Here is a 22001-nt window from a genome sequence, read left to right on the forward strand (position 1 = left end):
TAATTCCTTATCGCAGATGGATCGCAACGCCCTGATCGAGGCCCTGCAAGACGAGGGCAACCTGAAGCATTCCTTCAGCACCAAAGAGATTGCGAGCCTGGCGGAACATTTGACGATCGAGGAGATCCCCAAAGAAACCATCTTGATGAAAAAGGGCGAGCCCTCAGACAGCATGGTGTTCATTCTTGATGGACTGGTACAGATTCTTGACGGCAAACGACAAATTGCAATCGAAAAAAAAGGAGCATTTATTGGCGAAAGCCTTTTCTCAGACGAGGCGACACGCGGAGCAGATGTTGAAACGATAGAACCAACAACAGTTGGGCGATTTTCATTCTTCAACTTCAACGCTTTTCTCGATAAAAACCAACCTCTCGCCCTGAAATACCGTGAATACTTCAGGGCGATAGGACGCGCACGTGATGAACAGCTTTTAGCAGAAAGCTACAACGACAAACGCAAATATCTTGCCCTGATAGCGCACAACAACATGAAGGCAAGTTTGATGGAATTCTGCAGCATTCACACCAAAAAGCTTGAGAAATTTCCCTTGATTGCAACCGGCACCACCGGCAGCATGCTCTACGCCAAAACAGGCCTCTCTCTAAGCAAAAAGGTGGCGTCTGGCCCTCTGGGTGGAGATCAGGCGGTTGGCACGCTGATCTCAACAAAGAATATTTGCGGGGTGATCTTTTTCAGGGATCCACTGTCTGCTCACCCCCACCATGCCGACATCGAAGCCCTGGGACGCCTCTGCGATGTATATCAGATCCCCTTTGCCACCAATCCCCAAAGTGGAGAAGCCATTCTCGACTACCTCCTCTCAGGCAAATCCGAATATGAATTGATCCCCAATCATGTTCTTGAAGCCTATGTTCAAGGGCAGAGAAAGGTTGTTGAAGCCGGCTGAGCCAATTCCACTGTTCAACCCGATCAAAAATCGGAGCGCAGTGAGATCAAGCCAAAAACGGCGATGGGATCCGGCCAGCCTTTCACTACATGGGAGCCCAAGTCATGCACCACAACATCCTCGGCGATCAGATCTCTGACATCTCCACTCATCAGAACCGGATAGTTCGGGAATTGCCTTGTGAGAGATTCCAGCCGGCTGGCCAGATTCACTGCTGCACCAATCACGGTGTACTCCAGTCGATGGCTTGATCCGAGATTGCCAGCAATCACTTCACCACAGTGGATGCCAATTCCCTGACGAAGCGGCTCCACCCCCTCCTGTTCCAGTTCTCGATTGAGAGTCTCAAGATTGGCCTGCATGGCCAGAGCGGCCCGTACTGCCGCGAGAGCCTCAGCTCGATCGCCCCGATGCACGGGGACCCCAAATTCCGCCATCAGGGCATCTCCGATGAATTTGTCCAACAACCCCTGCTCCTGCAAAACCGGAGCCGCAATCGCCTCGAAGTAGCGATTCAACAAACCAAACAGGGCCTCCGCATCCATCACATTGCTGCGGGCCGTGAATCCCACCAAATCGGTGAACAACACCACACAGCGCTCGCGACGACCTCCAAGACGTGTCCAACTGTCCTGCCCCGAGCGCAGCATGTCGCGCATGAGATTCGGTGACACCCGACGGGACAGCACCGAATGCAGAAATCTGCGTTGCGCGCTTTCCCTCTGAAACTGATCCCCCGCTCTGAGACTTCCCGCGACCAACGGCATCAGCATCAAGGCTGCCCCAGGCAGCCAGAGGCCGTTGAACCACGCCACAACAACGAACCCCGTGGCGAGAGCCTCCAGAGCAGCGGTCGTGATCGCTGTCCCGAGGGCAGTCGATGGAGAAGCGATGCGCCACTGACACAACAGCAACCAGATCACCATCAACGCCACCAGATGAGAGACATCAGGTGATCGAAAGCCGCGGCCGCTCTGCAAACCGGCAATGGCGGACAACAAAACCTCGGAGCCACTTTGCTGTCCAAAAGGCGTCTCCAGCTGATCGCCCAGGGATGGCGCCGTAGAGCCGAAAATCACGGTCTTGTCACGCCAGCTGTCGTCCGAAAGCGTCCCCACCGCCCAGGCGGGGATCACGGGAACGTGGCCACTGGGACCCAGAAAATCAATGCCATCGTCTCCTGGCGAGGACGCCACCCCCGCCGCCAAGTGCGCCAGAGGTCGCGGATGAGGCTCGGGGAATGCACTGAGCATCCCTTTGAGGCGAGCCAGCCCTGGAACAGCCTGCACAACCCCGAAGGCATTCATCGAAAACGCCGACAGGCCGACGGGATAGCTCGCATCCCAGGGACGTCGCAGTTGAACCTGCTCGAAACCATCCAACTGCTGACGCACCAGCGAGGCACTCAACACAATCCGGTCTTGCCACGGTTGCAGTGCGTCTTGAAACGCGCGGTCGTCGCTTAGTCCAAAACTGCTTGGCCCGACATGGACGATGTTGAAGACAACACGGCGGGCACCCTTACGGAGGACCGCACGGGCCAGCTCTGCCTGCAGGGCACGCGGCCAAGGCCACGGGCCGAAATCGGACAACTGCGGATCCAGAGACGCCTCGTCAATGCCCAGCAGCACCACGTCATCAGGAGGCTGAATCGGGCCACGCCACTGAAAGAGGAGCTGCCGGCCTGTGGCGTCCAACCGCGTCAGCAACGGCAGCAAGGCCAGGGGCAACAGCAGTGAAGCCCGCCAAAGAGACGCAACAAGATGCCGTCGGATCAAACGTCTCAACGGGCTGGAGCCGTAACCCCCAGTTCCCGCTCAATATCAGGCAACGTCTCCAAGGGGGTCGAGAAACCGTTGATCAGAAGGCTCTTCTGGAGGCGTCGCTCCGCGTCCTGCCTGGAAATCGGCTGAGGGGGCTCCCAATCGAACGCCTGCGCATCCTGTGCACGCGACCGGGGACTGCGGGATCCGTCTCGACCTGGCGTCGACGGCGTCACGACACCACTGCGCTGCCCCAAAGCGGCTTCAAGACCATCCAAGCGCCCACTGACTTCGACCAGTTGGCGCTTCAGATCCAACAGAAGCTGCTGACCGCTCTTCAACGTGAAACGTCGTCCATTGCTGGTCTTCACCTGCACCGTGCCTTCCCAGCTGAACACTTTGAACTGCTGATCCGTAAACTCCAGGAAAACAGTGGTCCCCTGAATCGAGGCGGTGGCCAAACGAGTTTTGATCGTGAAGGGATTGAGACGGGGCGTCCCTGGCTTGATCCAGCCAATGATGGACCCCTTCAACAGTTCGACGTTAGACGAACCCAGGCGCAACTGGGCATCGCCCCCCATCCGGAACTGACGACCGTTGCCCAACATCACCTGCATACGACCAGGCTTGGTGGTGCGCAACAAGGTGTTCGTCTTCAGCGACTGACCGGAGCGGGCCTTGATCTCTAAAGCGCCTGGCAGCTTGACGAAGGCAGGACCAGACGGAACCTCAACAATGCGCGGCTGCGCAGCACGGGACGGCTGCAACCAAAGGGCGCTACTTAGGAGCAGTAAGGCACTGGCTTGAACAAAAACTGCTTGTTTTGACACCTGCAGCCAACATTTGTTCAAGGTTGGCAGCGTGTCACTAATCGCGCCACCAGACGAGAGGGAAAAGAACGACACGCCGCCGTTGGTTGCCGAGTGAAAAAGCTGGAGTCAGATTACAAGCATTCAGTGTCGTCACACGCATGGCCTACGAGAACGTTCTGGCGAATCCAAATGCATTCGACTTTGACGTTCAACAACTCGGGGATCCGACGCACATCAATCCAAGCAGCCACGAAGTTTTTATCAACGACGCAGAGAGAATTATTTTTTCCAGCCAAATCGAGAACCTGAATCATCAACTCAAAACATGCGAAAAACTACCTGCCTTCGAAAAAGGAGGTGCACGACAAAAAATCTTCCACGATCCGAAATCAACTCGCGCTGCAATCATCACCTGCGGAGGCCTCTGTCCTGGGTTAAACAATGTGATCAAGGGGCTGGTAAATGAACTCGAAAAGGACTACGGAGTTGAAAACATTCTCGGCATACGTTATGGATACAAGGGGCTAACCAAGGCATCGAAACATGAACCGATGCAATTAAACTCCTCAGTGGTTGATCAAATTCATAAACAGGGAGGAACCATTCTGGGGTCATCACGGGGCAATCAGGATCCAGAGGCCATGGTGGACGAGCTTCAGAGGAGAAACATCAATCTCCTGTTCTGCATTGGCGGAGATGGGACGCTCAAGGGAGCTCAAGCAATCGCAGAAGCTGCCAACAAACGCCAAGCCAACATCAGCATTATCGGCGTACCAAAAACTATCGACAATGATCTTGGCTTTGTCGAAAAAACCTTCGGCTTCGAAACCTCTGTACAGGTGGCCTCTGAAATCATCACGTCGGCCCACCACGAAGCGGAAGGCGCTGAAAATGGTATAGGCATCGTGAAGCTGATGGGGCGTGACTCTGGCTTCATAAGCGCCACAGCATCGCTAGCAAATTCGGTTGTAGATTTCTGCCTCATTCCGGAGACTCCTTTTCAGTTCGATGGACCCGACGGCATTTGCACAGCCATTCATTGCAGACTCAAACAAAACAACCACGTGGTAATTGTTGTCGCAGAGGGCGCAGGTCAAGAGCTTTTTAAAAATAGCAAAAAAATGATCGATGCATCCGGCAACGTCCTCAAGGAGGACATTGGAGAATTGCTTAAGCAGGAAATCACGGCCCACTTCAAACAAAAGAATATTCCTATCAGCATCAAGTACTTTGATCCGAGCTATCACATCCGGAGTGTTTCAGCAAATGCAGCTGATGCGGTGTATTGCCACCTACTTGCCGAATACGCTGTTCATGCTGGCATGAGCGGAAAAACCAATCTTGTGATTGGCTACTGGAACAATTTCTTTACCCATGTTCCTATTCACTTGGCAACAAAAGAGCGGCGAATGGTTGACCTTGATAGCGCCTTATGGCGCGGCGTCATCAGCTCAACTCAGCAGGACAAAGCATCTCTCCAGCAAGTAGATTTCTTGCCATAGGGAAATCATTGATTATTAGAAGGTAACTCCAGGAAAAAATATATACCCAAAACAAGCTGAGATTAGTTCTCACCCAAAGCCCGCAAGATCGAAAAACGTTCTGCCATGACCATGAGATTCGCTCAAAATGAGATGAAACGGGTCAGTGGACCATGAACCTGGCACTTCAATGGCTGTGCACGATCGCTGCGCCCTTGGCAGGACTGTTGATCAAGCGAATCTGCCAACGATTTGGCGTACCGCTTTTTCCGTGGCGCATACCCTGGATCGCACTGCTGGCATCCACGACGGAACAGTCCATCCAAGCCCTCCAGATTCCAATCTCAGCAGGCATTGATGCCAGCATCATCAGCGGCATTCTCTCTTCGATTGCCATCAGCCGTTGCCTGGTTTGGCTGATCCTCGAACTGCTGCCCACACTTCGAATCTTGCCATCCAGCCCAAAGATTCTGCGAGATGTGATTTTCATCATCGGGAGCATGCTCCTGATCGCACTCAACCTGAAGGAACAGGCCCGTATCGACCTGGTGGGCCTGGTCACAACGTCGGCAGTCCTCACGGCTGTTCTTGGATTAGCAGCACAGGATCCGCTCAAAGACCTCATCGGAGGATTAAGCCTTCAACTGGAGCAGGTGATCCGGGAAGGAGACTGGGTCGAAATCGATGGACAGATTGGACGCGTTGCATCGATCAGCTGGAGAGACACAGAAATCAACAGCCTCCACGGCTCAAAACTGACGTTCCCTCATACCAGTTCCAACTCCAGCACGATCAAAAATTTCACGAGCAATGGAGCCCACGGCAACCGTTTAATTGTCGGCCTTGACTACAACATGCCGCCAGACATTGCCAAGAAATTAATGCAAAAAATATCCGACAATCACCCCCTGGTTCTTCGCAAACCAGCCTGCATCATCAGAATCAGATCATTCGAAGAGAGCTGCATCAACTACGAATGGATTAATTGGCAAGAAGACTATGGCCAGAGTCGTGCGCTTCGAGGCGACCTGCAAGAACAGCTTTGGTATGCACTTCAACGCGAAGGCTTTAGCTTCCCCTTCAGCGTTCGGGATGTGCGGCTGAGCAAAAACAGCCAACCACCCAAATCCATGCATACCAATAAAGCAAAATTACTTAAAGCAGCAGGCAAACTTCTCCAGAAAAATCCACTGTTTTCCATTCTTTCTGATCAACAAATCCAAAAGATGATGGAGATGAGCTCACTATGCTCATATGGACCTGGAGAAATTATCGTCACTGAAAATGAAAGCGGCAACTCGCTTTTCATGCTGATCGATGGACATGTATCCATCAGGAAGCCAGCAATCGCACAAAACAACTCAGAAATAGCTCGGCTTAAAAGCGGCGATATTTTCGGAGAAATGACTGTTTTCGCAGGCACTCCACGCAGCGCAACTATTCAAAGTATTTGCAAAGTCGATCTGCTTGAAATAGACCGACAAGCCATCGCCGAATTAATTGAAGAAAAACCTGGCTTGATTGAAACCTTTGGTCAGATGATCAGTACTCGACAAGCCCAGCTGGACCAATTGAGTATCACACCACAACCTTCAGCGAGTCGTGATGTGGTGAGACGAATGAAAGCCCTCTTTCAAAATCTGATCTCTTAATGCAGCACCTCAACGCAGGAGCGGTCGTTGTTCAAATGGCCCGAAGCGTTTGCTCCAATTCGGCTTGAGCGGCCTGCAGAGCATCAGCTAGAGCCGCGCCATCCCGACCACCGGCCTGAGCCAGGTTCGGGCGGCCACCACCACCGCCGCCACAGCGCTTGGCGATTCCGCCAATGAACTTGCCGGCCTGAAGCTTGGCGGCGATCACCTGCTTGCCGAAGGCCGCCACCAGAATCACTTTGCCCAGGTCGCCGGGATCAGGCAAACCGCCGATCACTACAGCAGCGCCATCCCCCAGCTGATCCGCCAGGCTCTGGGCGGCTCCCTGCAAACCTGCGCCATCGACCCCGTCGAGGCGTTCCACCAGCAGCTGGAAGTCACCCACCGCCTCGGCCTTGGCGGCCAAAGCTCCTGCCTTGGCCACCGCCAGTTCCGCCTGAGCCGCCGCCAGGGCCTTGCCAGTGGCCTTGAGCTCTTCTTGCAAAGCGGCAACACGATCAACGATCTCAGCGGGCTGGGCCTTGAAGCGATCCCCCAGCTGCTTCACCACCGCATCGCGCTCGTTCAAATAAGCGAGCACGGCTGGGCCCGCAACGGCTTCGATCCGGCGAATACCAGCAGCGACGCCACTTTCCGCCACGATCTTGAACAGACCGATCTCTGCGGTGTTGGCGACGTGGGTGCCACCACAGAGCTCCATGGACACACCGGGAACGTCAACGACGCGAACCACATCGGCGTACTTCTCCCCAAACATCGCCACGGCACCGGCCGCCTTGGCCTGATCAATCGCCATCTCCTGCACATCAAGCCCATGGGCTTCGGCGATCCAAGCGTTGATCAGTGCTTCGATCTGCAGCAACTGCTCCGCCGTCACCGCCTTGGGGCAGTGAAAGTCAAAGCGCAGTCGATCGAAATCCACCAGCGAGCCGGCCTGACCGATTCCCGGATCCACCACCTGCTTGAGCGCAGCCTGCAGAAGATGGGTGGCCGTGTGATTCGCCTGGGCCCGGCGCCGGCAGGCGCGATCCACCTGAGCTGTCACGGTCTCACCCAAGGAGAGCTCACCGCGTTCCACCCGCCCGGCATGCACGAACACATCACGGCTGCGGCTCACCGACTCAACCCGCACGATCAGGTCTGTACCGGCCAGCACCCCGCAATCGCCCACCTGGCCACCGCCTTCTCCATAGAACGGTGTGGTGTCGAGCACCACCTGAACAGCATCACCCGCCTTTGCGGTGGTGGCGGGTTCGCCATTCACCACCAACGCCTGCACGCAGGAGGAGTGGTCGAGGGCCTCATACCCCCGGAAACAAGTAGACGCCTGATCCTTCACCACCTGATCGATCGCATCCTGAAGCGTGAGATCAATGCTCACCGCCGCCGCCTTGGCCCGCTGACGCTGTTCTTCCATCGCCGCCTCGAAGCCATCGAGGTCAACGACCAAGCCCTGCTCCTCAGCAATTTCCTGGGTGAGCTCCAGGGGGAAGCCATAGGTGTCGTAGAGCTCAAAAGCCTGGGCGCCGCTGATCTGCTTCGGCTTGGAGGCCAGCACCTCCGCCAGCAGCTTCTCGCCACGCTCGAGGGTCTCAAGGAAGCGAGCTTCCTCTCGCTGGAGTTCGGCCAGAATCACCTCTTGCCTCTCAATCACGCTGGGGTGGGCCCCCTTGAGCAGGGCAATCGCCGCTTCCCCCATGGTGACCAGGAAGGGTTTGTCGATGCCCAGGAGGCGACCATGGCGCACCACCCGGCGCAGTAGGCGTCGAAGGATGTAGCCGCGGCCGAGGTTGCTGGCGGTGACGCCATCACAGATCAGCTGCGTCACAGCCCGGCTGTGATCACCGATCACCTTCAACGACGTCTTGCCCTTGTCGTCGAGCTGGTGGTAGTCGACCTCCGCCAGGTCCGCGGCTGCTTTGATCAGCGGAAAGATCAGGTCGGTTTCGTAGTTGTTGGGAACCTTCTGCAAGATCTGGGCCATCCGCTCCAGCCCCATGCCGGTGTCGATGTTGCGGTTGGCCAACGGCGTGAGGGTGCCCTCAGCGTCGCGGTTGTACTGCATGAACACCAAGTTGTAGAACTCGATGAAGCGGTCGTCGTCCTCGAGATCGATCCCCTCATCGCCCAGCTCCGGCTTGAAGTCGTAGTAGATCTCCGAGCAGGGACCACAGGGCCCGGTGGGACCGGACGCCCAGAAGTTGTCGGCCTCGTCCATACGGATGATCCGCTTGGGGTTCACCCCCACCACATCGCGCCAGATCTGCTCGGCTTCGTCGTCCTCACGGAAGACACTCACCACCAAGTTCTTGGGGTCGATGCCGTAAACACCGGTGCTGAGCTCCCAGGCCCACTCAATCGCCTGCTGCTTGAAGTAATCCCCAAAGGAGAAGTTGCCGAGCATCTCGAAAAAGGTGTGATGCCGGGCCGTGCGCCCCACGTTCTCGATGTCGTTGGTGCGGATGCACTTCTGTGAACTGGTGGCCCGGGGCGCCGGTCTCTCCTGCTGGCCGAGGAAGACAGGCTTAAAGGGCAGCATCCCCGCAATGGTGAGCAACACCGTTGGGTCATCCGGAATCAACGAGGCGCTGGCCATCCGCTTGTGGCCGCGCTCGGCATAAAAGTTCAGGAAAGCCTCACGGATCTCCTCACCGCTGCGCGGTGCAGACGCTGCAGAAGACGACGATGCGGCGGCGACCATGACAGGAAAGGGGGATCCTGCCGTCATGATCGCCTTTGAACCGCCGGCGCCCGTGGCCGTTCCACCCAATGATCCTGAGATTCGCCAGCGACTGAGACTGCAGTCGATCGGCTGGGCTCTCGCTGCCGGCATCAGCGCTGGCCTGCTGAGCTTGCCCTGGGGTTTGGAAGCCGCCGTGCGCTCCGGCGGATGCGGTCTGTTTTACGGACTGCTGGCCTTCCACCTGCAACGGGTGGACCCCGATGACGGGCATCTGCAAGCGGGTCTGGTGGGGGCGGTCTGCGGGCTGCGCAGCCTCGGGATGCCGCTACCCCTTGACAACTGGCAGGTCGATGACCTGGCATTATTACTACTGGAGCTTTTTCAGGCCTGGCTGCCGTTGATCGGCAGTGCTCTCCTGCTCCACGGCACCCTCCGCTTCCTGCCCGCGTCGCGGCCATGAGCCTGCTGCACGCCACCTGGCTTCCCGCCATCCGTACCTCCAGCAGTTCCGGTCAACCGGCACTGCTCGTTTGGGCTGACACCTGGCGGGTGGCCACCCCGGAAGGCCCAGGCCTCACCCCGGCGCTGCATCCCTTCACCCTCAGCCACGACGATCTCAAGGCCTGGCTCAGCGAACGCGACCTGCTGCCGGGAGGCAGCATCGATGCCACGGCTTGTCTCACCCTGCCGAGCCGCACGGTGAAGCCGCGCAAAAGCCGAAGCAAAACCGCTGAGCCAGCACCGGAACAACCGGGCTGGACCGGGCTGCCGATGCAGGCCGGCGAGCCCATCCCGAAGCAGGTCGAATGGTGGCCCTGGCAGGTGCAGGGTCTTGCGGTGGAACCATCCGCGGCCACGGAGTGGCTGTCCCGGTTGCCGCTGTCCGGGACCAACCCTGACCTGGCCGATGAACTGCGCTGGTGGAGCCATCTGCAGCGCTGGGCCCTGAGCCTGGTGGCTCGCGGGCGCTGGATCCCTCAGATGGAACTAAGCAAAGGCGAGGGGTATCCCCACCGGGCCCGTTGGGTGCCGTTGCTGAACCGAGAAGAGGACAGGCGCCGGCTGGAGGATCTTGCGGCAAGCCTGCCGCTGGTGGCCACCTGTGCCTTGCCCTGGCGCGAACCACTGGGGCGCCGGAGCAACCGCACCACCCGGCTACGGCCGGAGGCGATGCGGGCCGCCAACCCCGTGGCCAGCTGCCGGCCCCGCAGCGGACGCCTGCGGGTGGCGACCCTGCTGGAAGATCTGGTGGACGCGCAGCTGCGCAAGGACTTTGAGCCCTCCACTGATGGCCTTGATCCACTGCTGACGCTCTGGCAAGAGGCCCTGGGGTCGGAGACCGGAGTGATCGAGATCGGTGATGAAGAGGCCGAACGACTGGCCACCGCCAGCAATCACTGGCGGGAAGGCATCGCTGGCGGATTCGCCGCCGCTCGCACCTGCCTTGAGCTGCACACCCCTCCGGATGGGGAGGATCTCTGGGAACTGCGCTTCGGGCTGCAGGCGGAGGCCGACCCAAGCCTGAAGCTTCCTGCCGCCGCGGCCTGGGCCTCGGGTGCCGAGATGCTGCAACTGGGTGAGATCCAGGTGGATCAACCCGGCGAAGTGTTGCTGGAGGGTCTGGGACGGGCACTCACGGTGTTCCCGCCCATCGAGCGGGGCCTGGAGAGCGCCACACCGGACACGATGCAGCTGACCCCGGCGGAGGCTTTCGTGCTGGTGCGCACGGCCGCCCGACAGCTGCGGGATGCCGGTGTGGGTGTGGAACTGCCCCCCAGCCTCTCCGGGGGTCTGGCCAGCCGGCTGGGTCTGGCGATCAAGGCGGAACTGCCGGAACGATCCCGGGGCTTCACCCTCGGTGAGTGTCTGGATTGGGAGTGGGATCTGATGATCGGCGGGGTGACGCTCACCCTGCGCGAACTGGAGCGACTGAGCGGCAAGCGCAGCCCCCTGGTTCGGCACAAGGGGGCCTGGATCGAACTTCGGCCCAATGACCTCAAAAATGCCGAACGGTTCTGTGCCGCAAAACCGGAACTGAGCCTCGACGATGCGCTGCGGCTCACGGGAACGGAAGGGGAGCTGATGATGCGGATGCCGGTGCATCGTTTTGATGCAGGCCCACGGCTTCAGTCGGTGCTGGAGCAGTACCACCAGCAGAAGGCCCCTGATCCGTTACCGGCCCCGGAGGGGTTCAGCGGCCAGTTGCGGCCTTATCAGGAGCGGGGCCTGGGCTGGCTGGCCTTCCTGCACCGCTTTGACCAGGGGGCCTGCCTGGCCGACGACATGGGACTGGGCAAAACGATCCAGCTGCTGGCCTTCCTGCAACACCTCAAAGCGGAGCAGGAACTGAAACGCCCGGTGCTGCTGGTGGCCCCCACATCGGTGCTCACCAACTGGCGACGAGAGGCGGAATCGTTCACGCCGGAATTAGCCGTAATCGAGCACTACGGTCCGCGCCGACCCTCCACCCCCGTCGAACTCAAGAAGGCGTTGAAGGACGTGGATCTGGTGCTCACCAGCTACGGCCTGCTGCAACGGGACAGCGAATTGCTGGAGACCCAGGACTGGCAAGGGGTGGTGATTGATGAAGCCCAGGCGATCAAGAACCCCGGCGCCAAGCAAAGCCAGGCAGCCAGGGATCTGGCCCGCTCCGGCCGCAGCAAGAGCAACCGCTTCCGCATCGCCCTCACCGGCACGCCGGTGGAAAACCGTGTCAGCGAACTGTGGGCGTTGATGGACTTCCTCAACCCCAAGGTGCTGGGGGAAGAAGACTTCTTCCGCCAGCGCTACCGCATGCCGATCGAGCGCTACGGCGACATGTCGTCACTCCGGGACCTCAAAGGCCGTGTAGGCCCGTTCATCCTGCGCCGGCTGAAAACCGACAAGACGATCATTTCCGACCTGCCCGAAAAGGTGGAACTGAGCGAATGGGTGGGGCTGAGCAAAGAGCAGAAATCCCTGTACAGCAAAACCGTGGAAGACACGCTGGATGCCATCGCGCGAGCACCGCGCGGCCAACGTCACGGCCAGGTGCTGGCCCTGCTGACCCGACTGAAACAGATCTGCAACCACCCGGCCCTGGCCCTCAGCGAAGGGGCGGTGGACGATGACTTCCTGGGCCGTTCCGCCAAGCTGCAGCGACTGGAGGAAATCCTCGACGAGGTGATCGAAGCGGGCGATCGGGCCCTGCTGTTTACCCAGTTCGCCGAATGGGGGCATCTGCTGCAGGCCTGGATGCAACAGCGCTGGAAGGCGGAGGTGCCCTTCCTGTATGGCGGCACCCGCAAGAGCGAACGCCAGGCGATGGTGGACCGCTTCCAGGAGGATCCCCGCGGTCCGCAGCTGTTCCTTCTGTCGCTTAAGGCCGGTGGTGTGGGCCTCAACCTCACCCGGGCCAGCCACGTGTTCCACATCGATCGCTGGTGGAACCCGGCCGTGGAGAACCAGGCCACCGACCGGGCCTATCGGATTGGCCAGACCAACCGGGTGATGGTGCACAAATTCATCACCAGCGGCTCAGTGGAAGAAAAGATCGATCGGATGATCCGAGAGAAATCACGCCTGGCCGAAGATGTGATCGGCTCCGGGGAGGATTGGCTGGGCAGCCTCGGTGGCGATCAATTGCGCGATCTCGTTTCCTTAGAGGACACCTGACCATGAGCATCAGCAACGGCAGCACCAACGGCAGCACCGCCATCGGCGACGACGGCCTGGGCCAACAGCCCTGGTGGGTTGAGCAATGGATGGAGCTGATCAACGGCTACCGCTTCAAGAAACGGTTGGAGCGGGCCTGGGGCTATGCCCGAGAAGGCCATGTGACCTCGATCCGCTTTGAAGGCCGCCGGGTGCATGCCCGCGTGCAGGGCACAGATGAAGCGCCTTACAAGGTGAAGCTCTGGCTCGACGTGCTGAACGATGAGGACTGGGGCTACGTGCTGGAAGCCCTGACCCAGAAAGCCCGCTGGTCGGCCCAGCTGCTGGCAGGAATCATGCCCTCAGACATCGAACGGGCCTTTGCTGCCAGCGGCAAGCGGTTGTTCCCGTTCAAGCTGCAGGAGGTGCGCAGCGAGTGCAGCTGCCCGGACAAAGCCAACCCCTGCAAACACATCAGCGCGGTGTATTTCCTGATGGGGGATCGCTTCAGTGAAGATCCCTTTGTGCTGTTCCAGTTGCGGGGCCGCAACCGGGCTCGGCTGCTGGAAGACCTGGCGGAACACCGGCGCAAGGCCCTGGCAGAACGGGCTGCGGAGGCCAAGGAAGCAGGCATTACCAGCACCCCTGAAGAAGCTGCACCCCTGCCACCCCATGCAGCCGTGGAGGATCCCGCCCTGTGGTGGCGCTACAACCGCAGCCTGGATGGAGACCTGGTGGTGATCACTCCTGCCATGGATGGCGATACAGGGCTTGATGCCGCCGGAGACCTGCCGCTGGCGGAAGACCCGCGCTTCGCCGAGGCCCGCAGCACCTTCCTCAGCAACCTCAAGGCCCATGGCCAAGCCAGTGCCCAACGAGCGATGCTGCAGGCCATGGCGGCCGGCAGCTGAAGCGAGGGGAGCCATGGCCAGCGAAGCCACCTGGCTCACCACCGAAAAACAAGGGCTCGCCGGAGTGCTGCTGCAATCCCACCAACGGGCCTTCAACCGGCCGCTGATCGCGGCTGCCCAACCGGGTCGCTCCAGGCGTCTGCTCTGCCAGGAGCTGTTCGCCTGCGGCTTTCCGGTGCTGGCCCATGGCACGGAGAAGGATCCCAGGCTCAGCTATGCCAATGCCGCAGCGCTGCAGCTGTGGGAGACCAACTGGGATGAACTGATCGGCCTTCCCTCACGGCTCACAGCACCCGACAGCGAACGTGCGGAGCGCAGCAGTGCCCTGGGCCAGGCCCAACGCCTGGATGCGGTGCAGAACTATCGCGGCATTCGCATCAGCCGCCAAGGGCGGCAATTCATGATAAACAACGCCAAGATCTGGACCCTCTGGGATGCAGAAGAGCGGGTCTGCGGGCAGGCGGCTTGCTTCAGCGATTGGTGGTGGGTGAATAGATAGCTGTAGCCGCAACAGGCATACTCTCTACATTCCGAACGGCACAGACAGATCGATGGTATTCGAAGGCGACACAATAGAATTCACACTTATCAATCAAACGCAACAATGGGGGAGCTTTTATTGGGGGATAGAAGCAACCAAAGGATTCATAACAGATAGTGATTTTGAGAATCCCCCGAACAGCAATTTCACTTATCTATCATTGTCATACGACCTTCTCCCAGGAGAAAGCAAAACGTTTCAATTAAAGACTAAAAATGACAAACTAATTGAAGGCCTGGAGCAGTTTAGAATCTTCAGCACCAGAGGAAATTCAAATGAGAGAATAGAAAATAAGACGATCATAGCCGACTTCTCAATTAAAGATACAGAGCAACCGTTACTATCGGTTACCTCAACTTCCCTCCACAAGGGAATAAGCCGAGGCCTCGATCTGGCGGCACCCCCCGGAAAAACGAAAAGCCTTATAAGTGATGACTTCCAATTCGCCATCCAAGAACAACAAACTTCTGACGGAGACACATTTACAACCAATCCCATTAAAAATATTATTAGCCTATCGCCATCATCCTTCATCCTCCAATACAACGAAGGATACGGAACATCAGAAAGCAATCGCCTGGTGCTCGCGACAAAGAACAAACAAAAAAATCTCCAAGCAAGCATTTCCTACCAAGAATTACCCAAATTCTCAACCCACCGATACTCACAAACCATCAACGCAGCCTTTGATTCCAAAGGAAATCTTTATAGCATTCACAACTACTATCCAAACAACAGCACCGAAGAGAGAAAAAGGCTTCTCCTCAAGCACAATCAAAAAGGGAAGGAAGTTTTTCAAACCGAGCTTTCCTCATATAACCCCGCAACCATCGCAGCAGACAACAAAGGCGGACTGTTAATCAGCTCCACCAATTACAATAATGACAGAATTTCAATTGAGCGACGAAACAGTAGAACTGGAAACCAGATATGGTCAAGCGAGCCATTTTTTTGTGGATTTACATACACCTGCGGGAGCTTTAATAAAAGTTCTCGATCCATCCAACCCCTAGACGACGGATCATTTCTTACCGCAGCCAGCGGCTATTTGGACCTCTCCGAGCGTCAATCAGCGAGCCACATCGCGAAAGTCTCCCTTAAAGACGGAAGCCTTCAAGCGCTTCTTGAAGTAGATAACGACCCCACCTATACAGATCACGAATTCTTTATCAATGAGGGCCAAATCATCTTCCGGACCTCAATCAGAGCCTATGAAGTAAGCGTTGATGCGAAACCAATTCATCCTTTCGAATTCCCCACAATTCAAGCAGACGAAGATTCCAACAGAAAGAGCCTCATCCACCAACTAACTAAACCCAAGCGATTCAGAAGACAATTCGTCGACAAAATCACAAACTTCAAACCAAACGAGGACACACTCTCCGTTTTGCGGTCTGATTTCGACGTCGGAAAGCGAATCAAATTTGCTACCGGCAAAAACAAGCGAGCAGCAAGAGCACTGAGCAACCAAGAGCTCGACTTCATCTATGACCAAAAGAAAGGAGGTCTTTATTACAACGAAAATGGAGCCGATCGAGGCTTTGGCAATGGCGGCCTGATTGCAATTCTCAAAGGTGCACCAGACATCAGTACTGAACACATTCAATCCATCTGAGCCAGACGTTCTCAAGCTCGGACGGTTCTCCCACCATCCCTGTGGTGCCAACCGAACCCTGGGGTAGAGACCGAATCAAAACGGACGGTTCCCCCGCTTCTGGTTCTCATCCAAGCGGCGCAGATTGTGATGGCGGGCAAGCAAGCAAGTCCGCAGATGTTCATTCTTCAGAGCAACCATCATGCTGACCCTCCGCCAATCTCCCTTTGATCTGTTCGAGCGTCTCGAGCAGCAACTGGCCACCGCAGAGCGCGTCCCCAACGCTGAAATCCATGAGGCCGAATCCAGCTACAGCGTGCGGCTGGAACTGCCTGGCGTGGACCGCGACTCCATCGACATCAAGGCCACCGATCGCAATCTGGTGATCACTGCCGAGCGCCCAGCAGCAAGCAGCGACGACAACAACGCACCTCTGCTGAACGAATTCCGCAGCGGCACCTGGAGCCGCAGCTTCCGCTTCCCCCACAGCCTCGATCGTGATCAGCTCAAGGCCAGCTACCGCGACGGCATTCTTGAAATCAACGCCGGCAAAGCTGTGGAGCACACCAGCGTTTCAGTGAAAATCGACAGCTGATCAGGACCCGGGCACTGAACAGCCTTGGGCTGGACAAGCTCAACACACCAAGACGAGAAGAACGGAAGCCCAACCCCTGCCCATGGCAGGGGTTTTTTGCTGGCAAACGCTTCAGCCACCCATCATCTCTTCAAAAGCAGCAACCGAGAGATCACGGGGCCCCATCAAATCGCTCTGAAGCATCCAGCTCGGTTTGATCCGGGCAGACACCGAACCAAGGCCACGTTCCAGATCAGCTTCCGAGGGGTCAATGGTGACGTAGTACTTGAAGGTTGCCGAAGACTTCCCATTCTTGGAACGCGTCTTCGCATCAGCTTTGAAGGAGATGTCACCAAAGGCATTATTCAGTTCATAACCTTTGGGTACACGACCACGGCCAATCACACGATCCTTGCGAGAGAGTTGGGCATTGTCATCGGAATCTTCCCGAACAGTAATTCTGCGTTTTTTGGAATCAATCGTGAAATAGCCAGAGATCACCTCGTCACGATCACGATTATTCACATTTGGATCTACATTCCAATAATAATTCTTTTGATTTTTTCTTTTGCTGAATGTCTCAATCCAGAGGGACTGTTGCTCACCAAATGCAAAACCTTTGAAAGACCCTGATGATCCGGACGACTTCATTTTTTAGTGCTGTTTACAGGCTCTTCATAACACACAAACATGATCTACACACTCCTGCTCATGCCCCCAAGCCGAAGAAAAAGCGACCAATGAACAGCAGGCTGAAGCCGCTGAAAAACACCAGACCAAACCAGCAGAACGCCTGGGTGAGGCGCCCGTAACGGTGCTCAAGCGGAACCAAGGAACTGTTGATCGTGTCCATCGCCATCCAGGCAAACAACGGTGCAGTTAGGAAGCTGCCGGTCATCGCAGCGAAGACAAAATCCTTCACTCCGATGCCGCCACCTTTGGCCACCAACAGGGCCAACACGGCCACCAACAGGTGCAAGACAACCCAAAACTGGAAACGGCGCCGCTGAGGGCCAGGGGATGCATCACCACGGTCCTGCCCCCGCAAGAGCCCTTGGATCGCAGCAATGCTGCGGGGATAGGCATCAAGGCAGGTGAGTGTGGTGCTGAACATGGCGAAAAACGCCGCCGGAATGATCACCCAAGCCGCCCAGCCGCCCATGGCAGCGGTGTAGAGCTTGATCAGCTTCTGAGCAAAAGACAGACCACTGCCGGCGAGCATTCCGTCACCCGTGCCGTACATCGTGTAGGCGCCCAGGATCACGAAGAACATGGCCGTCACCACGGTGACGCCATAACCAAGGTTGAAATCGAATTCCGCTTCCTTCGGCGTTGCGGTGTGGTCGGTGTCCCGGGCACGGGAGAACATCCACAGCGACGGCCACACGCACATTTCCACCGGTCCGGGCATCCAGCCCATCAGTGGAATCAAGAAGGCCAGGTTGGCCAGGGTCCAGGGGCTGGGATCGGCGCCCACCCAGCTGGCGGCCACATCGCCGACGGGACCACGGATCAACAACGATGCCGCCCCGATCCCGGTCAGCAACGTGAGCAACACCACCAACAGCTTGGAGAGACGATCCAAAGCGCGGTAATGCCCCAACAGCAGCACCAGGCCACTCACCACCAGCACGGCGATGGACAGTCCGTAGGGATCCAACCCGGCCAGCAGCGGAATGTTGGTGAGCAGCAGCCCCGCCACAAAACTCACCGCAGCGATGGTGAAGGTCCCCGTCACCAGACTCACCACCAAATACAGCGGGAGGTACAGGGGATTGCGTTGCTGAAAACCCTCCAACAACGAGAGCCCAGTGGCTGCCGTGAAGCGGGTGCCCACCCGAAGGAACGGGTACTTGATCAGATTGGTGAGCAGGATCAGCCCCACCAGCGCAAAGCCGAAACGGGCTCCCGCCGTGGTGGACGACATCAGATGCGATCCACCGATGCAGGCACCGGCCAAAAGGATCCCAGGCCCAATGCTGCGTTGCAGCGTCGATGACGCCATCACAAGGTTGCGGTTGTCACCAGTCTCCGCCGCCTTCCCCCGCTGAATCTCCGTAGAGTCGACTTCCGTCACGGTCGGTTTCATGGTCGTTGCTCCCGCTGCTCCGAAGCTGTCGCTGCAGTGCGAGGCCATTGCAGCCGACACCATCACGCTTCGCTCCCTCGATTGGGACCGAAGCCGTTTCGACATCGAATTCGGCCTGCGCAACGGCACCACCTACAACGCCTTCCTGGTGCGTGGCGAACGCACGGCTCTGATCGACACCAGCCACGCCAAGTTCCGCGACACCTGGATCCCACTGCTCAAGGAACAGATCGATCCGAGCGCGATCGATGTATTGATCGTGAGCCACACGGAACCCGACCATTCCGGCCTGATCGGAGATCTGATCGACCTCAATCCCGACATCGAAATTGTGGGCTCGAAGGTGGCACTTCAGTTCCTGCAAGACCAGGTGCACCGACCCTTCAAGTCCCGTGCGGTGAAATCAGGCGAAGAACTGGACCTGGGCACCAACCCCAACAGCGGCATCCAGCACCGCTTCAAATTCCTCAGCGCCCCCAACCTGCACTGGCCGGACACGATCTTCTCCTTCGATCACGGCACGGGAATCCTCTACACCTGCGACGCCTTCGGCCTGCACTACTGCTCGGACGACGTCTTCGACGCCGACCCCGGCGCCATCGCTCCCGATTTCCGCTTCTACTACGACTGCTTGATGGGCCCCAATGCCCGCAGCGTGCTCCAGGCCCTGAAGCGCATGGATGGCCTGCCGGAGATCAACACGATCGCCGTGGGGCATGGGCCGCTGTTGCGACATCACCTCAGCCACTGGATCAGCGATTACCGCGAGTGGAGTGGCCAGCGCAGCAAAGGGGAAAGTTATGCCGCCGTCTGTTATCTCAGCCAGTACGGCTTCTCTGATCGGATCAGCCAGGCGATTGCCCATGGCATCGGCAAGGCAGATGCCCAGGTGCAACTGGTGGACCTGCGGGCCACCGACCCCCAGGAACTCACCGCATTGATCGGCGATGCCAAGGCAGTGGTGGTGCCCACCTGGCCATCGGAACCGGAAGCTGACCTCCAAGCCTCCATCGGCACCTTGCTTGCAGCCCTCCATCCCAAGCAATTGGTGGGGGTCTACGACGCCTTCGGCGGAAACGATGAACCGATCGATGCCGTCGCCGATCAACTCCGCAGTCAGGGGCAGAAACCAGCCTTCAGTCCATTGCGGATCAAACAACTCCCCCAGGGCAGCGACTACCAACGCTGTGAAGAGTCGGGCACGGACCTGGGTCAGCTGCTCACCAAAGAGAAGACAATCGCAGCGATGAAAAGCCTCGATGGCGAACTCGACAAAGCCCTCGGTCGCATCAGTGGTGGCCTTTATGTGGTGACGGCAAGCCAGGGAGACGGCGAGTCGCAGCGCCGCAGCGCCATGGTGGCCAGCTGGGTGAGCCAAGCCAGCTTCACACCACCGGGCCTCACCATTGCTGTGGCCAAAGATCGTGCCATCGAGGCCCTGATGCAGGTCGGCGACCGGTTCGTGCTGAATGTTCTACGGCAGGACAACCACCAGGAGCTGATGCGCCATTTCCTCAAACGCTTCCCCCCCGGTGCTGATCGTTTCGCCGGGGTGAATGTGCTGGAAGGAACAGCCGATGGAGGCCCGGTGCTTGCCGATGCCCTGGCGTTTCTCGGCTGCCGGGTGGAGCAGCGGATGGAAGGGCCCGATCACTGGATCATCTATGCCGTCGTGGAGCAAGGCAATGTGGCCGATGCCGAAGCCAGCACTGCGGTGCACCACCGCAAGGTGGGCAACCATTACTGAAATGGCACCAAAATCTCCTGACATCATACAAAGTTCACAGCAAAAAATAAAAGAAGAGGACAATTACACGAACAAATTAATTATCAAAATGCATGCCAATATTACATAGAATCACCGAATCTATTGAATAGCAAACAGCAATCAATTTACGAGGCACCAGACCGCAAAATCATTGACAAAGCTAAAGATCATCACACGTGTCAACATTGAATAAATTTCAGTCAAGCCAAAAAAGAAACGCGAAATCGATAGCGCCTAAGCCTGCATCGAAGAACTACGACAAAATCAAAAGACTTGTCCCGACCTTCTCTCAAGCCAGCCACCTGACCCAATCATGCTAAAATTATAAAAATGAAGTATTTTAATGCTTAGAAGGTATTTGCAAAGATACAACGAAATTCATGCTATGAATGGTTATTCTTCGAAAGATACTGCATATTGCTACAAAATGCAAATGCTCATAAGCCAGGGTGGATTTCCCAAAAAGCCTTATTTAACTACCAATACATTTGACTTCGACGGAAGATATATACATTTTGGCCATATCGGATGCATGCTGAATTATGCTCGATGGAAGTCTGACTACAATCACCGCCTATTTCTCAGCAAAGCAGAATATGAGCAATCAAAAAATTACATAAATCAAATTCTCCCGGAAAACATTGAATTAGTAAAAGGTGAAATAAGTGATTATGTCAAGCTTCCCATGTGCCCAGATGTCCTTAATCACGTCGACAAAGATGTACTTGATCTACATACAAGTAGAAAGAGCAAAATAATGATGCCACCAATTGCATTTTGCCACAACCACATAAATAATTTATTCAAACAAGTGACAAGCAGCAATCCTTTTCCAAGTTGCAGAGAGTTGCCAAGCTGGGCAAAAAGACCATACATAGTGCTCCACCTTCGTAATGCCGAGCAAGATATAGTCAACAGAAACTTTGAAGAAGAACATACATTTCAAGAGGCTCTTGATTTCCTTGGCCATAAAGGTATAAATGTGATTCAAATTGGAAAATCACGCAACCAGCTTCGGGGGAAGAACTTAATTGCAATTAATAAATTTTCCAGCGAGCATGATGTAGCTATCCTTAAAAACTGCATAGCTTTTATTGGATCTGCGTCTGGACCTTCAAGTTGGGTCGAATACTTAAAAAAACCATCACTTTTGATCGATATACCAGTACCACTTTCCCTATTAAATATGCATGTAAGCTCCAATACATATATTTTACCCAAGAAGTTTCCAACAAGCGATGTTCCATTGGCCTCAATGATGCTTAACATTTCCGATCTTCAGGAAACAGGACTTTTGTGGTGGCATAAATGCACAAATATTGAGACCAAATCGAATATCTTGAAATTATTTCCTGCTCATATGACAAGATCAAATAATGCATTAGTCGTCAAAAATGCAGTTGAATATTTTTACAATACAGCCATTTCAAAGACACATCCACAAATCATCGAAAAACATATTGACTGTAGGCAATATATCAGCGACGCTGGCATCCAAACAGATGCGGCAATGCTCAACCCATATAGCCTTAGTACTACACACTGAGCCAATACAAAATCAAACAAGCATCAAGAAACAAAAGATCAGAG

At 56.3% G+C, this 22001-nt stretch carries 16 protein-coding genes; 11 read left to right on the forward strand and 5 right to left on the reverse strand.

Going from position 1 to position 22001, the window contains the following annotated elements; all coding sequences use genetic code 11:
- Window positions 1-16: 16 nt before the first annotated feature.
- Window positions 17-910 (forward strand): methylglyoxal synthase, encoded by an 894-nt coding sequence (locus SynPROSU1_RS12900; RefSeq protein WP_186570844.1) that lies wholly within the window; start codon window positions 17-19, stop codon window positions 908-910.
- A gap of 23 nt (window positions 911-933) precedes the next feature.
- Here SynPROSU1_RS12900 and SynPROSU1_RS12905 read toward each other — a convergent pair whose 3' ends face one another.
- The gene (locus tag SynPROSU1_RS12905) at window positions 934-2640 is read right to left on the reverse strand and encodes an adenylate/guanylate cyclase domain-containing protein (protein ID WP_255444689.1); all 1707 of its coding nucleotides are present in this window, start codon (window positions 2638-2640) and stop codon (window positions 934-936) included.
- A gap of 53 nt (window positions 2641-2693) precedes the next feature.
- On the reverse strand, window positions 2694-3503 hold the full coding sequence (locus SynPROSU1_RS12910) for a FecR family protein (RefSeq protein ID WP_186570846.1): 810 nt from the start codon (window positions 3501-3503) through the stop codon (window positions 2694-2696).
- Between the two features lie 140 nt (window positions 3504-3643).
- On the opposite strand from SynPROSU1_RS12910, the gene SynPROSU1_RS12915 reads away from it, so the two are divergent.
- Together SynPROSU1_RS12915 and SynPROSU1_RS12920 are read left to right on the forward strand one after the other, a co-directional pair.
- On the forward strand, window positions 3644-4987 hold the full coding sequence (locus SynPROSU1_RS12915) for an ATP-dependent 6-phosphofructokinase (protein ID WP_186570847.1): 1344 nt from the start codon (window positions 3644-3646) through the stop codon (window positions 4985-4987).
- Window positions 4988-5139: 152 nt separating this feature from the next.
- Window positions 5140-6618, forward strand: coding sequence for a mechanosensitive ion channel family protein (locus SynPROSU1_RS12920; RefSeq protein WP_186570848.1), 1479 nt, complete (start codon window positions 5140-5142; stop codon window positions 6616-6618).
- A gap of 31 nt (window positions 6619-6649) precedes the next feature.
- Here the strand turns inward: SynPROSU1_RS12920 and alaS are convergent, their stop codons facing one another.
- Window positions 6650-9319 (reverse strand): alanine--tRNA ligase, encoded by a 2670-nt coding sequence (gene alaS, locus SynPROSU1_RS12925; RefSeq protein WP_186572404.1) that lies wholly within the window; start codon window positions 9317-9319, stop codon window positions 6650-6652.
- A gap of 25 nt (window positions 9320-9344) precedes the next feature.
- Here alaS and SynPROSU1_RS12930 point away from each other — a divergent pair, with 25 nt between their 5' ends.
- The 6 genes from SynPROSU1_RS12930 to SynPROSU1_RS12955 all read left to right on the forward strand — a co-directional run bounded on the left by SynPROSU1_RS12930 (window position 9345) and on the right by SynPROSU1_RS12955 (window position 16575).
- Entirely contained in the window at window positions 9345-9761 is a 417-nt protein-coding gene (locus tag SynPROSU1_RS12930) for a hypothetical protein (RefSeq protein ID WP_186570849.1), read from the forward strand.
- Window positions 9758-12955: a DEAD/DEAH box helicase gene (locus tag SynPROSU1_RS12935; protein WP_186570850.1), complete on the forward strand. Its 3198-nt coding sequence runs from the start codon at window positions 9758-9760 to the stop codon at window positions 12953-12955. Before SynPROSU1_RS12930 ends, SynPROSU1_RS12935 begins: the two co-directional genes overlap by 4 nt.
- 2 nt (window positions 12956-12957) lie before the next feature.
- The gene (locus SynPROSU1_RS12940) at window positions 12958-13845 is read left to right on the forward strand and encodes an SWIM zinc finger family protein (protein WP_186570851.1); all 888 of its coding nucleotides are present in this window, start codon (window positions 12958-12960) and stop codon (window positions 13843-13845) included.
- Between the two features lie 13 nt (window positions 13846-13858).
- Entirely contained in the window at window positions 13859-14344 is a 486-nt protein-coding gene (locus tag SynPROSU1_RS12945) for an MEKHLA domain-containing protein (RefSeq protein WP_186570852.1), read from the forward strand.
- A 52-nt stretch (window positions 14345-14396) separates the two neighbouring features.
- A complete protein-coding gene (locus SynPROSU1_RS12950) occupies window positions 14397-16001 on the forward strand; it encodes a hypothetical protein (RefSeq protein WP_186570853.1) in 1605 nt (534 codons plus the stop codon).
- 181 nt (window positions 16002-16182) lie between these two features.
- The gene (locus tag SynPROSU1_RS12955) at window positions 16183-16575 is read left to right on the forward strand and encodes an Hsp20/alpha crystallin family protein (protein WP_186570854.1); all 393 of its coding nucleotides are present in this window, start codon (window positions 16183-16185) and stop codon (window positions 16573-16575) included.
- A gap of 111 nt (window positions 16576-16686) precedes the next feature.
- Here SynPROSU1_RS12955 and SynPROSU1_RS12960 read toward each other — a convergent pair whose 3' ends face one another.
- Window positions 16687-17205, reverse strand: coding sequence for a hypothetical protein (locus SynPROSU1_RS12960; RefSeq protein ID WP_186570855.1), 519 nt, complete (start codon window positions 17203-17205; stop codon window positions 16687-16689).
- Between the two features lie 58 nt (window positions 17206-17263).
- Entirely contained in the window at window positions 17264-18559 is a 1296-nt protein-coding gene (locus SynPROSU1_RS12965; RefSeq protein ID WP_186572405.1) for an NRAMP family divalent metal transporter, read from the reverse strand.
- 82 nt (window positions 18560-18641) lie between these two features.
- Between SynPROSU1_RS12965 and SynPROSU1_RS12970 the strand changes: the two genes are divergently transcribed.
- Both SynPROSU1_RS12970 and SynPROSU1_RS12975 read left to right on the forward strand, forming a co-directional pair.
- Entirely contained in the window at window positions 18642-20390 is a 1749-nt protein-coding gene (locus SynPROSU1_RS12970) for a diflavin flavoprotein (RefSeq protein ID WP_186570856.1), read from the forward strand.
- A 379-nt stretch (window positions 20391-20769) separates the two neighbouring features.
- On the forward strand, window positions 20770-21957 hold the full coding sequence (locus SynPROSU1_RS12975; protein ID WP_222929886.1) for a hypothetical protein: 1188 nt from the start codon (window positions 20770-20772) through the stop codon (window positions 21955-21957).
- Window positions 21958-22001: the final 44 nt, after the last annotated feature.

The organism is Synechococcus sp. PROS-U-1 (assembly GCF_014279755.1).
Taxonomy (GTDB): domain Bacteria; phylum Cyanobacteriota; class Cyanobacteriia; order PCC-6307; family Cyanobiaceae; genus Parasynechococcus.